We start from the raw sequence: 14,673 nt of genomic DNA, 5'->3' as shown, positions 1-14,673 counted from the left end.
ATAAGTTAATAATCGAATAGCACAAATAATAATGTATAAAAATACACATAAAATTAACAATATTATTGCTAATTAACAAGAATTAATTAAAGTGAAATTTTAGATTCAATATTGATATATCGGCTTTTATCTTTTTAGATACCTATATATCAACTCTTAAATATATTGATGAATTTAATCAGTATTTTCAGCTTATTTGCGTATAAGCATTAATTTACTAACAAAAAATCCATCTTCAACAAATGTCAAGAGATAAATACCATTAGCAAAATTTGTCTTATCGAAAGAATATCTATATTTCCCAGCTTTACTACTATACCCATTTATATTCATTATTTGGTTCCCCATCAAATCAAAAATCATTAACTGAGAATAATTGTCTGTTACTTTTGTTATTTCTACTTCTATTGTATTGTTGTTATCAGAAATCATCTTGATTTGAGGTTTATCGATATATTCAATTATTCTATTTTCCGGCAAGCAATTGCTTATTATTTCAACTTCCCCGTTTAATTTTGTAATAATAAAATCATTTGGACTGATGATTTCTACAGAATCAATTGTTAAATTTGTATTAAATGAATTGCCAAGCAAACCTAAAAATTCTACTGAACAAATCTCGCCATCATCTAATAAATTAGCGTTTTTGGTTGTTATCTCTATTTTGGCGATTCCACTTCCAATTTCATTAATTGTTAATTTATTAAAATTATTAACAATACTACCGGAAGGAGAAATAGTTTCAGGATAGAGAAGTTTTGGATTATAAACTAAATTAAAGCTTAAATTGTTGAGTTCACCTTGTGCTAATTTATTTGTTCCAGTAGCATACAACCTAATTGGAATTCTAACTTTTTTACCTGCTTCAATAAACACTTTTGATTGAGGCAATGCAAGAGTTGCATTAACTGTAAGTTTCTTTTTAGAGCTATTGCCTTTAAGAGTGATTCTCTCCTGAATTTGACACGGAGCAATAAATTGAATTGACGCAAAAGACACTAATTCTTCCTCAAAATCCTGAGGTATATATTTTATTTCGAACAAAACAGATGCACCACTACTTAAAGAAATTGGGAATGAAGTCGGGTTGATAACAACAAATCTACTATCAAGGAAATCAAGCCCTGAGATAATAATTTCATCATTTGAATTGTTTTGAAAAACAAATGAACGAACTTCTTCATTTCCCGGCTCAACTGTTCCGAAATCAAGTGTTTTTGTCGATAATGTATAGGAAAGGTCTATAATATTTGCATTTACAGGAATCTTTACTGTATCATTACAATCACCAATAATCAGAGAAATCACTGATGAATGATGTCCAATTTGATTGGTTGACAAACGAACCTTTATCGAGTTTGCATCTTGAAGAAATTGATTATCCTGAATATCGAGAGAAAAGAAATTGTTTTGATATTCAATTTGTTTTATTTCAACAGGTGATTTATAATTCAATATTTGGAGGTTAATCTCTTTTTCAATCGGAGTTTGACAATAATACACTGTTCCAAAATCAACTGAATTTGCAGAAAGCGAAGGAATAATACCGCCATATTCTGCAAAAATATCAATTGGAAGTGCCATTGAACAGGGCTCATAGTTTAAATTTGTATTTATATTTTCCACATTTTTATGAAGTTTGAAGTATATCGAAACATCAGCACTTCCATAAGGCTCAATTTCAAGTGGCAAATCCAATATTTGAATATTGCTCGAGGAAAATTGCTTTAAAATAATTCTATCTGGCGAGGTATTCATTAAATGAAGAGTGAAAACTGTGTCGCGACTGCAATTCTCAATTTTCAAATTCACATTCGAGTTAAAATTAAGTATTGGTTCATATATTTCAGCGACAATATTGATTTTAAGAGTGTCATAATTAGTCCCGGTTGTTTCAGGTTTATACGGGATAAAAAGCGTTGTTTTATAATTGCCGATTTGATTAGAAATCAATTTAACATTGATAGGAAAACTTTCAAATGGTTTTACTAATGTCTGAGGGGTTACAGTTATATCAAAATCAGTTGAATTTGAAAAAGAAATATTGCCCAGAATGAGATTTTCATTTCCAATTGCAGTAATGCTCAATGTTGTGTCTATTTCAAGTGGTAAATCACAAACAAGAAACTTTCCTAAATAGATATTCTCATCACCAGCGGATAGAAAAGATTTACCGGCATCTTTATATCCTTGGATAGATACAAATCTTGTGTTGCAAGGAGTTGCAAAAATCAATCTACCTTTATAAAGCTTGAAATCAGGCGGTGCAAAGCGAATTTTAATCTGAACAGATGTGTTTGGAGCAACTAAAATCGGGAAAGTATTAGGTTCAACAATTGTATAAGGCACTGGAATAATGAGCATTTCTTGAGTAATTTCCAGAGTGGAATTCCCTAAATTGTTTAGGGTAATGACTTGATCAATAAAATCCTCATCCTTTGATACAACAAAACTTAAACTTTTGGGAGTTACATCAAAATTATATTCTCTGAAAATAACTGTAACAGTTGGAGATAATCTACTGCATTCGTTCTTATTTATTGCGTTGAAATAATATTTTCCGCTTGAAGTAATTGAAACGTTTTTAAGAGCTGAAATCCAAGGTAAACCATCCTTATACCAAACAATCTGAGTTTCTGATGAAGTAATTCCTGCATTTCCAACTAATTTCAGAGTATCACCAAAACAATAATAAATTGTATCATCTTTTGTAATTCGTTCTTCTTTTTTCCCTTTGATTTGTGCTAAATATGGTTTCGGAATTTCAACACCTTCAATTACAATTTCGTTTGAAGTAGTGGAACAATTTATTTCATTAATAATTTTAAGAGTAATTCTGGAAATCCCACTTTGAACAACAAAAGAAACTGTGTCTTTTTTCTGGTTAGAGAAAACTACATTATTGTTTAGCCATTGATAAGTGAAATTACCAGTGGAAACATTCGCAAATAAAGTAATGGTATCGCCCACACAAAATGTAGTTTTACCCGGAACTAAAAGCGAGATCGACGCTTTGCCAGCTTCTGGTGTTTTTATCTCGGCACGTGCATAATTTGATTCGTTATATGAACGTCCTCGTCCAGTTTCTGGTTTATTATCTGTTTCATCACCGGTATTGGAGTAACGATAAGCAAAAACTCTATAAACATATTCGACATCACATTCATAATTCTTATCGATAAATTCAGTTATATCACTGCCTTTAATGTTTGCAACCACAACAGAATGTCCTAAATATTGTCCTTCGTTATAGACATAAGCGTCTTGCGGAAGAATAGCATTTGCATCATCTTTTTTCAAGTGTCTTAGAATAAGATACCCCTGATATTTATCCTGAGGAAAAACATCATTTGCACTATTCCATCTCAATTTAACCCCTTCACTTACAAGTGAGATAGTAAGTTGGGGATTACTCCATTCAGGTTGCCTGAGCGAACGCCAAAAGTAATGATTCTTGGGAGTAATAGATGGATTGGGTGGTAAATTAGCGTAGCCCGGTGTTTCGCCATAGGAAACATTAGTTGTGGAATCGTTTCCGGAAACCTGGTGATATGGTCCTCCACCATACCCCCAAAAACGGACAGCGGCAGCAGCATTATCGTTTTGGTGAACTACTTTTGGATATGGGAGCACAGCAATTGTAGTTAAAACCATATTTGTTGCAGACTGAGCAAGTGCGTGATGGTGATTATTATTATTGTCCAGTAACTGAATACACTCGGTAGTTTGATTGAAGTTGAGAGCAGAAGAAGACCAATCAACTGCATTCTCCAATACTTTTTCAAAATAATTCTCGTTCTCAGCAGAAAGACGAATAAACCCATCCTCAGCATCGATGTCATTTGTGATACCACTTGTGTTTCTTGTGTAGATTAAAATACAAGTTCCTTTTCTCAAATTTCTCCATAGTGGGACATCTTTAAATCGAACTCCTCCCATCCACAATCCATCACCAGAATTATCTCTCAAGTAGTAATTGACAATACTAACATTGTCTTCGATAACTAATAATTCAATCCATTCGCCTTGAGTATTTCCAGAAATATTTTTATATTCGCTTACAAGAAATTTCGTTTGTGAACTTAAATTCAAAGATGTAACAAACAAAATCAACAGGCAGATGTAGAGATTTTTTTTCATAATAATTTTAATTATTAATAAACATTATTATATTTGCAAAAATAGAAAAAAAAATGTTATCACTAAATAAAATACATTTAAAATAAAATTGAATACTCTTGCGTTTTTGAAAATATTGATTTCAACTAATATTAGATAAATTATGCCAGAACTTAAACAAATTTTAGTAGTAGAGGACGAACTCACAAATTCAATTTTACTAAAAAGGATACTTTCGAAGGCAGGATATTCCGTTGTAGTAGCAAATAACGGACTGGAAGCCATTAAGCATTTGGAAAGAGAAAAGTTTGATGCAGTACTAACTGATTGGATGATGCCACAAGTAGATGGTATTGAACTAATTCGCAGAATGCGAACAAGCGTCAAACCACTTCCATTTATTATGATGATAACTGCGCTTGTAAGCGAAGGTGCCCGAGCCTATGCTCTTGAATCAGGTGCTGATGATTACATAGCAAAACCCATAGAAGTTGAAGAACTGCTAATGAGATTGAAGGATGGGCTTGCCCGCCATCAACAATCCGGTGAAGATATTGAAATCATACCAGTAACAAGAGAAATTGATGTAAATCCTCCATTTGTTGCAGTAGCAATCGCAACAAGCACTGGTGGACCTCCTGCATTAATAGAGCTTTTCAAAAAAATGCCGGAAAAAGTAAATGCTCCTTTTTTCATTGTTCAGCACGGTCCATCATGGATGCTTGAAACTTTCTCGCAACGCTTACAACGCGAAACAGCTTTCAACGTAACAATAGCTTACGATGGAGTTGTCCCGGAACCTGATAATATCTATATTGCGCCCGGTGATAAGCATATGCGAATTGATCCCAAAACGTACAAAATTACAGTTGATGATGGTCCAAAGGAAAATTTTGTTCGCCCGGCGGCCGATCCACTATTCAGAAGTGTAGCAGAAGCTTTTGGGAAATACAGTATTGCAGTAATATTAACAGGATTAGGCAAAGACGGAGCTCAAGGGGCTGCTCATATTGCTTCTGTTAAAGGTAACGTGATAGTTCAGGACCCAGCAACAGCAACTGCTCCTTCGATGCCAACAGCTGTTGTTCAATCTGGAATTAACTGCAAGGTTTTGCCAATCAGTGCAATTGGAAAAGAAATATCTGAATTAATATTTCCTCTAAACGCTTCACTGAAAATGGCACAGAAAAACCAGAATTAATAAATGTTTGCAGATATTGTTATTATTGGTGCTGGAGTAGTTGGTTTAGCAATTGCTAAGGAACTCTCCAGCATTTTTAATTGTATTGTGCTTGAAAAGCACCCGTCTTTTGGCTGTGAAACAAGCTCAAGAAATAGTGAAGTTATTCATGCGGGACTTTATTATCCCCAAAATTCTCTGAAAACCGAACTATGCATCGAAGGTAATAGATTAATATATGAATTCGCTGAAAAATATAAAGTTCCATTCAACAAAATTGGGAAATTAGTAATTGCCATAACAAAAGAACAAGAAGAAAAACTGATTTCCATATATGAAAATGCAAGAAGGAATGGTGTTTGTGGGATTGAGTATGTAAGCAATACATATTTGCAAAAGTATTCACCTTGCATTAAGGCTCACAGTGCTTTTATTTCGAGGAACACAGGAATTATTGATACGCACAGTTTTATGAGGTGTTTGGAAGCTTTGGCTATTGAAAATGGGACAACATTTTCATATAATTCAGAAGTAATTGATATAAAAAAAACAAACAGCGAATTTGAAATCTTTATTAAAATTGATGAAAGGGAAATCTTCTCATTAAAATCGCCGATTATAATAAATTCTGCTGGACTTCATTCAGATGAGATAGCAAGTATGGTTGGGATAAATGACGAAAATTTAAAGATAAATTATTGCAAAGGTCACTATTTCAAAATAAATTCAAGTATTTTTGATACGAAGCATTTGGTATATCCTGTAACAGATAATAATTTAGGATTAGGAATTCATCTCACATTAGATTTGAATGGAGGATTAAAATTAGGTCCTGATACATCATTTCTGAATTCAAGGCAAATTAATTACGATGTGCCAAATCATCTTGCTGAAAAGTTCTTTACTGCCGGACAAAGTTACATCAAAGGATTAACACTCGAAATGCTATCGCCTGATTATGCTGGAATACGCCCTAAACTACAAAAACCTGACGAAAACTTTAGGGATTTCTACATAACAAATGAAACAGCAAGAAATTTGGACGGTTTTATTAATCTTGTAGGAATTGAATCTCCTGGGCTTACATCCTCACTTGCAATTGCTAAATACGTTAGGAAACTTCTCACTTAGACCAATTTAATCTGAAATTATAGGTAATTCCACTATTGGTCGTAATTTTACCGATATATATACCTGTATTTAGATCTTTTACTGAAAGCGTGATGCTATTTGTTCCTTTTTGTAATCCACTCCTGTAAGTTGAGAATACTTGCTTGCCAAGCATATTGAAAAGCTGAATGTTCACATCAGAATCTTCGGGCAATACAAAAAGTAATGCAATAGTAAAATTTGCTGAGTTTGTATTTACAATTACTTCTTTGCTCACCCCAGTCTCATTTTTTGATCGCTCTTGAGTTTTTTTACAATCAGATTGTTCAATTGAATTGGAAGCCATAATTCTTGTATTGTTAGATTTAACCTTTATATTTTGAGCGAAAAGAGTAGTTGTTGTATCTTTTGAATATCCGAACTTTTTAAATTCACGTTTCTGAACTATTAGTTTATATTCGCCCGAAGGGATTTGATTGGCTTGTATAGTTAAATCAATATAACAATTGCATCTTGCTTTTTGAGTAGAAACATCAAAAAAAGTAACATAGATTGTATTTTCATCAATATCAATATCTGATGAATATTTGGAAGCACAATTAGTATATAAGTCGTTCACAAAAATTAATACAACGCTACCTTTTTGTTCAATATGAATTTTTTCACGCGTTTGGCTAAATAATGAAAAGATAGAAATAAAGAAAAAAAATAATATTTTAAATGACACCTTCATATTACGTAAATTAAAGAAATTGAATTAGTTTTCACACTATTTTTATGATAATTAATGACAAATCATCTTCAAAATAATCCTTACCTGAAAATCTATAAATTTCACTTAAAATATGCTTTAAAAGATCGTCCGGGTTTAAATATTTAAAATGTGAAACTAATGCTTTTAGTCTTTCGATTCCAAATTCATCGTCGTTGTTGCGTGCTTCAATTGCTCCATCAGTTGCTAAAAGCAGAATATCTCCAGAACTAAAATCAAATGACTCTTCAAAAATATTTGCCGAGAAAAATTCATTTGAACTTGCACCTAATATTATTCCCTTAGGTTTAATTTCTACCACTCTTTTTTCTTTACTAGAAAACAGAATAAGCGGAAGATGTCCGGCACGAGCAACCGATATTTTTTTCTGAGAATTATGTAGCTTGGCAATCAGCACAGAAATAAATGCATTTTTCTCAATGTAGTTATAAAGTAATTTATTTGCTTTTATCAATAATTCCTTCGGTTGAAGTTCAAATTCCGATAAAGTGCGAATTATTCCCTGAACTTTAGACATATATAATGCTGCAGAAGCACCTTTTCCACTGACATCACCAATAATCGCAGTAAAACCATCGTTAGAAACATTAATAAAATCGTAAAAATCTCCTCCTACTTCATAAGCCGGAATAGTAATCGCTGCGACTTTGATGTTTTCTGTTTCAGGTAATTTCTGTGGCAGAGAAGATAATTGAATTTTGCGAGCAAGCTCAAGTTCGTGCCGCATACGTTCACGAGAAGACAGATCCTCATATAGTTTTATGTTCTCAATCACAACAACTGATTGATTTAATAAAGACATAATAATGTGAAAATCTTCACTATCTATTGGAGCTTCGGATAGCTTATCCCCAATTAATGCAAAACCATAAATTTTGTCTTTGTGCTTAATTGGGATAATTGCAGAAAAGCCTTCTTTCTGAAATAATTGTCGCAAATTTTCTGGTAAATATTCAATTCTAAAAATACTATCGGTTTTGCCTACTAACTGTATTATATCATTCGAATTAGCATATACATAATTCAAAATATCATTAGATATTTCCGAACTACAATTTGATTTTAATTCGTCTAAAAGAATAATACATACTTTATTTAGAAGTAAATAATTTTTCAACTTCTGAGATATTGTTTGGATAAAGTCATCAATTGTTATGTTCTTTTCAATGATATTGTTAAGGTCAAGAGTGATTTTTTTATAATCGAAAATGGTGCGATAAAATTTTCTATTTATTAATTCTAAAGTTTTATTGTAAAATTTTAATAGTAAAAAAATAAAAATGAATGACAGAATGATACTTAAAGCAGTATTATAGAATTGTCTATTTTCTTCATTCATTGGTTTTTCCAAAACTTCAATTGAAGTTCCTGTAAAATGTAAATTAGGATAATTTAAATCGATATGAGCCACAAACCAAATAAAAACAAACAAAACAATAAAAAGAGCAATTCTTAGAATGAAAACAGAAATAATATATTGATTGTTTTTTCTTATCCTTAAATCTAAATTCAATAAACGATATTTACCAATTGTATAGATATAAGATAAAGGCAAAAGCAATAGCAATAGATTAATATAAGATAATAAATAATATAACTTGAAGTATGCTAAAATAGGAATAATAAGAACAACTAAAATATTGATAAGAATGGAATAATAAATAGGTCTTCCTATTGATTGCATTTGTTTTGTGAGCTTGGAGTTCTTTATTTTGAATAAGAGAATAAATAAAATAATTATATAAGAAATACCGATACCGTAAGTAGAGATAACCCATAAAAAATAAAATTCATTAAAAAATAGTGGTATCAAAATACAGAGAAAAAAGAAAGAACCTAAAATGTATAGAGAGTAAATAATTTTTCTATTTTTCTTTGCTAACTCTTTTAATTCAACCGGGAAATAAAAAAGACTATGAATAAGGAAAACTAAACCAAATATTGCTGAAAGATTTGCCAAAGCAATAATAATAATGTAGCCTAAATCAACTTTATAACCAAGAGAAAAAACAGGATTTAATTTTCCTGTAATTGCAAACCCCACCATTAAAAATGCGAAACTTAATAATCTACCTGTAAAGAACTCAATTCGGGAATACCCTATGAAACAACCAAAAGCAATAAAAATCAAACCAGTTAAAAAATAAATCATGTGCGTGAATGAAATACCGAATTTTGCGAGTTCGATAGTTAATTTATATGTTTGTCCTTCACGTAGAATTTCATATTCTATTACCGGAACTTTTGAACTTCTCAAAAGATAATCTGCTTCTGCAACAGAAGAAAAACTTTTGCCATTAATTTTTGTAATTATATCTCCTGGCTTAAGCCCTGCTCTATCTGAAGCACCACCTGGAGAAACACTTGTTACAAATGCAGCAGAAGGTATTTTAATAAAAAAAGTTTGTTTTAGACTATCTTTATTGACCGCAACATTTTTTGCTTTATGTTCCTTAAAACAAAAAACGGTTAATATTATAGAAGTCTGTGAAGTTTTATTAAAGATGTATTGATTAATTTGTCCGATTGAATCAATATATTTATCATCTAACTTAATTATCAAATCACCAACATTGATTTGCTCATTTTTATTAATTCCCGGGATATTTCTGACTATATAATATTTAGATATAGGTTCAGCGAAGATATTTTCGTCGGTCGGAAGTGATATTGTATAGAAAAAATTGTAAAAGGTAATAACGACAAAGACTGTTGCAGTTATTATAAAAACAATCTTATAATACAATGAATTGCCACTTCTTTCCAAAGATATACCCTTATATGCAAAATTCAGAATTGTATATCGAAAATTACGAAAAAATACATTATTTGTTTCAAATGAGTTATGCAAAATTACTACTTTCAAAAGAATAATTGTATTCAAATAATTATATAAAAGAACTTTCTAAAGTTTAGGGCTTTCTAAATATTGTTATAGTTTTTTCGTATAATGTAAATTAAAACAAGCATTTTGTGTAAGAATAAATATATTTAATAATATGTATTTACATTCATTTATCAGGAAGCAAAGGTTGAAGGCAAATATCTATGAATGCTGGGATTTTTTCTCAAATCCCGAGAATCTTTCTTTGATTACTCCACCAGAGATGAACTTCGTAATATTAACAGAATTGCCAAAAGAAATATATCCTGGACTGATTATTCAATATAAAGTAAGCCCATTGTTGTCTATCCCTATGAACTGGGTAACTGAAATCACACAGGTAAACAAACCTATATTTTTCATTGACGAACAGAGATTTGGACCATACAAGTTTTGGCACCATCAGCATATTTTCAAAGAGATAGATGGTGGGATAGAGATGACAGATATTGTGCATTATCGTATACCTTTTGGAATAATTGGAAACGCTCTTGGTAGTTGGCTTGTGAAAAGACAATTAAATAAGATATTCGACTATAGAACTCAAAAAATGTCTGATATTTTTAAATAATTAGTGAATTTTCAAAATATTGGCTTGATTTATGCATATAGATTTATTATTGTAAAATTAAAAGTATCAGGATGCATAAATGAGACAATTTTTGCATTTATTCTTCAAAGAAAGAAACCAATTAATATTATTACTATTGATTATTTCGATTGTAGATTATTCACCAATTAATGCACAATTTTCAGCTAGCCCTGCAAACTGGAGGTATATAAACGGTAGTATTGAAGGGACAAGAAATGTTGAAACTCGCTCGGGTCGCCAGTATTTCGATTCGTTACAAATAAAATGGATAACTCCATATATTGCAGGAGATGTGCAGCCGTTAATCGGGAATATAGTTGCAAATGACAAGATATTTGCAAATATGCCATTTTCTCCGAATGAGATGGCAGCAGTAGTCGGTGATAGGATCGTAATTATCGACGGAAGCGGTAAAGTGCTTGTAAATGAGAAACTTTCAGAAGAATTATATGGAGTAATTAATATTTCTTCTTTATTAGATACAAGCTTCGTCGGAACTGATTTTCCATTTTCATCGCCAACAGTCGTACTTGGACTTGAAACCATAGAAGCTGAGCGGAAAGATAGTCTTGCGGTTGCTTTCATTGTTGGATACGACCATCAGGAAAAGCGAATAAAGATATTGAGAAGATTTTCTATGAATTTAAAGAACAGTGCGAATTATCCAAACGTTTCCGCTTCACTTAAACCGATTTTCTCAAAAAAAAGTGGCGATGAATTTACTTTATACGCTACTTTTAATATGGCAAATCCTAAAATTGGCAATCAATTTTTCTTTGAACCTCCATTTTTGCGAGGGTTTACTCAGTTTTCTACTTCCAACATTATTTCAAATTTCCCAATGCCAGATATTGGAGACGATATAACTAATCGAATAACTGTTGGTCCAGAAGTTAATATCGGGCAACCCTCCATAACAAACAAAATTCTTGGAAGGTCTCTAATGTTATTACCAAATTATCCCACTCCGAACCTGACTACCAGACCTATACCAAATAATAGCGTTCTTTCGGGAAGCACTTATGCCAACAAACCATATTTAATAAGCATTGATTTATCGGGTTCGTTTTTAGTTGAAAACTTCCCAATGATAGATTTAAGCACAATTACAAAAGGAAATCGCCCAAGAATTAGACCGATGTTTGTCAATATCACTGACAACGCAATGCCCTCTGATAGTATGTTTATACTTGTATTGGAAGAATATAATGGACTTCAAGGATCGAGCGGAACATCAAGAATACATTTGTTTGATTTGAATGGCAATGCTTTGACATCGCCAAACAAAATCACAGAACCTCCTTATCTTCCACCAAGCTTTACAGGCGAACAAAATCATTACTGGTCTGTTGCTGTTGGGAATGTTGATGGAAATCCAAGTAACGAATGGCTTCCATATTTCCCGAATAATCGAGGAAATGAAATTGTTGTTACTCAGTCTTCAAAAGAATTTGCTTTTGCAGGGAGCAAATTATTTGTGTTAAGATACAATAGCGGTCCGGAGATTGATAAACCATCGCCTCCGGGAGAATATCTATTTCCTTTTGATACTATTGCAAGCCAGCGAATAAATGGATGGGTTGCAGCTGTAAATGATTTTGATGGTGATATCAATAATGGTAAAGATGAAATTTTCCTTGTAAATGGTTCGGAACTTATTGTATTAAGAATGAGAGATTATAAATCACCTGAATTTCGTCTCGGGATGCCTTTTGATACAGTATATACAAAGAATTTTCCAAATCAAACAATTTCTAATATTGCTGTTTCCGATATTGATGGCGACGGACGTAACGATATTATTGTAACCACTTTCGATTCTACTTACGTGATTGGAACGCCAATTCCACAAACCATTTCGGTGTTATCTCCCAAATTTTCGAATACTGTGCAAAAAGTCTATTGTCCTGATGATACAGTTAAGATTTCTTGGGAAAACTATTCAAGCACAGCAAAAGCGATGTTGCTATTCGCACAAGTCAGGAATAACTCAATTGTTTCAATTGATACATTAATCAGAAACATTGACAATTCGGCTTCGATAGTTAATTATAATTTTGTAGTTAATGAGAAAGTGATTGGTCGAAGCGGATTTCTAATTGTTGCCTCAGAGACTAATCCAATGGTTAATTTTGATACCACAACTATCTTGACATTTAATCGCCCAATAATAGACATTGATAACTTCAATCAATTAGTGCTTGTCAGCGGCTCGTCGATGAATATTTCCGGAAGTGCTAATTGTGTGGATAGCGTCTTATTTTATGTTTCCAATGATGGAAAGAATTGGTATAATATTGGGAATGCTAATGTTGTAAACAATAGTTTTACCTCTCGGTTATCAACTCCGTGCTTAGAGACATTCAGTTGTTCAGAAAAAGTAACAGACTTATCGTATTTAATGAAGCTTAAGATACATAAAGGAAACTATGTAGATACAACAAACATATTTAATTTGCCTGTTAAACCGGCGAAATTCCCAATAACCTGGGATACTTCTGCAACAAGCGACCCAACAATTTATTTCAAATGGAGTGTCCTCGATATTCCGTCTGAAATCGATAGTTTGCATTTTCTAATCTCCACTGATGGAGAAAAGTATTCGGAAATGGATAGAATTGCAGCGAATCAGGAAAAATATAAATGGAATGTTCCATTGAATACACCTGACACTCTATATATTCGTTTTTGTGCTTCTCAAAATTGCATAATAATTGACACTTTGATTTCGAAATTTCAACCTAAATATATTATTTCTGTTGCACCAAATCCAATGCGGCTTGGGGAAACAATGGAATTGGTATATAAAGTTTCGAAAGAAACTTACGTCAAAATTAGGATATTTGACCAAAGTAACAGATTAGTCCGCGAAATACAAAAAGATGCACATAGACTTCCGAACACTGCATATTGTGATTTTTGGGACGGACGATTAGCAGATGGAACTCCGGTTGCAAATGGTTTATACTACATACGCTTAGAATTAGATGACGGTTCTTTCGAAATATATCCAATTTATGTAAGAAAATAATTATTTTTTTCGAGCTAAACCAACAGAATAGAAATCGAGAACTTCGTCGAACTTATATTGTGATAAAGGATTTGGAGGAAACTCTTCAGCATTTCCTTTGCAACGAAGATATTCGAGCATTCCTTGCTGCTGCCAGAGATATTTTTGCTCAATGTGTGGGAAAAATCTACTTAGATTTCCATAAATGTTCAAAGTAGGAGTTGACCAAAACCAAGTGAGCAAACTAATTCGAGCAGTGTCCGCGGCAAGGCATATTGCAAGCGGCAATACAACGTTTAAGACGAGTTCTCTTCTAAGAGCAGCACCTTCATTAGAAATTTTAAATCTCATTAAATCAACTAAACTTGAAAAAATATCAAACACTTCATTATTCTTTATTTTATTCAAAAAAGGAATAACAAGTGAATTCTCCAGATTGTCGAGAATATCATTAAAAACAGAATTGTTATAAACAGGTCTACGTCTTCTTTTCCTATAATTATCCAAAAAATTGTATGTTGATATTCTGAGAGCCTCTTTTATATCGTTGTTGCTCAATAGCGGCATAATTTCTGCAGATTTTCTCAATATTCTCACTAATGCGTAATGTTGCAAATCAAGTATTTGATTTAATATTTCTTCTCTATCAACGCTTTCTTCGATAATGATATTTTCAATCTCTGTTTCAGGAATTACAAGTGTCTCGAAATTTTCATTTAATATTGTGTCGTTATTGCAAACAATATGCAAAAACACATTTTGATAAAGTTGATTTATTGAATGATTATGAGAAAGCCAATCAGATGAATTTTTGTGGAACTCAACTTCACCAGTAACAATTTTACTGTCGAGGAGAGCACCAAAATTATTAAAATCAGGTCCTTCGTATGGATTAATTCTCCCCGGGGAAAGCACCTGAAGTTGCTTACCGCTCTCAGTAACCCAAATCCTCGAGGGTTCTGAAAGCAACCTTTGCAATCGTTTCTGCAATTGCAACTCGTTCATT

Annotated in this window: 8 protein-coding genes; 4 read left to right on the top strand and 4 right to left on the bottom strand. The window is 32.3% G+C overall.

Translation table 11 applies throughout. The features are described 5' to 3' along the window. Positions 1-192 precede the first annotated feature (192 nt). Positions 193-4,140 carry a COG1470 family protein gene (locus ACY2LT_RS01435; protein ID WP_491815875.1) on the bottom strand — a complete coding sequence of 1,316 codons (3,948 nt, stop codon included), beginning with the start codon at positions 4,138-4,140 and terminating at the stop codon, positions 193-195. A gap of 142 nt (positions 4,141-4,282) precedes the next feature. On the opposite strand from ACY2LT_RS01435, the gene ACY2LT_RS01430 reads away from it, so the two are divergent. Together ACY2LT_RS01430 and ACY2LT_RS01425 are read left to right on the top strand one after the other, a co-directional pair. Then, positions 4,283-5,320, top strand: coding sequence for a chemotaxis protein CheB (locus ACY2LT_RS01430; protein WP_491815873.1), 1,038 nt, complete (start codon positions 4,283-4,285; stop codon positions 5,318-5,320). Positions 5,321-5,323: 3 nt separating this feature from the next. After that, a complete protein-coding gene (locus tag ACY2LT_RS01425; RefSeq protein ID WP_491815872.1) occupies positions 5,324-6,430 on the top strand; it encodes an NAD(P)/FAD-dependent oxidoreductase in 1,107 nt (368 codons plus the stop codon). Here ACY2LT_RS01425 and ACY2LT_RS01420 read toward each other — a convergent pair. Together ACY2LT_RS01420 and ACY2LT_RS01415 are read right to left on the bottom strand one after the other, a co-directional pair. Further along, positions 6,423-7,028 carry a T9SS type A sorting domain-containing protein gene (locus ACY2LT_RS01420; RefSeq protein WP_491815871.1) on the bottom strand — a complete coding sequence of 202 codons (606 nt, stop codon included), beginning with the start codon at positions 7,026-7,028 and terminating at the stop codon, positions 6,423-6,425. The genes ACY2LT_RS01425 and ACY2LT_RS01420 overlap by 8 nt on opposite strands. 145 nt (positions 7,029-7,173) lie before the next feature. After that, a complete protein-coding gene (locus ACY2LT_RS01415; RefSeq protein ID WP_491815870.1) occupies positions 7,174-9,948 on the bottom strand; it encodes a SpoIIE family protein phosphatase in 2,775 nt (924 codons plus the stop codon). Positions 9,949-10,213: 265 nt separating this feature from the next. Between ACY2LT_RS01415 and ACY2LT_RS01410 the strand changes: the two genes are divergently transcribed. Together ACY2LT_RS01410 and ACY2LT_RS01405 are read left to right on the top strand one after the other, a co-directional pair. Further along, entirely contained in the window at positions 10,214-10,636 is a 423-nt protein-coding gene (locus ACY2LT_RS01410; RefSeq protein WP_491815868.1) for an SRPBCC family protein, read from the top strand. A gap of 79 nt (positions 10,637-10,715) precedes the next feature. Further along, on the top strand, positions 10,716-13,688 hold the full coding sequence (locus tag ACY2LT_RS01405; protein WP_491815867.1) for a hypothetical protein: 2,973 nt from the start codon (positions 10,716-10,718) through the stop codon (positions 13,686-13,688). Here ACY2LT_RS01405 and ACY2LT_RS01400 read toward each other — a convergent pair whose 3' ends face one another. Continuing rightward, positions 13,689-14,672 (bottom strand): DUF2851 family protein, encoded by a 984-nt coding sequence (locus ACY2LT_RS01400; protein ID WP_491815866.1) that lies wholly within the window; start codon positions 14,670-14,672, stop codon positions 13,689-13,691. Between the last annotated feature and the right edge of the window lies 1 nt (position 14,673).

It is taken from the genome of Eximiradius proteiniborus (genome assembly GCF_058546985.1).
The sequence above is the reverse complement of the archived record's forward strand: the minus strand, read 5'-3'. Positions and strand labels throughout refer to the sequence as shown.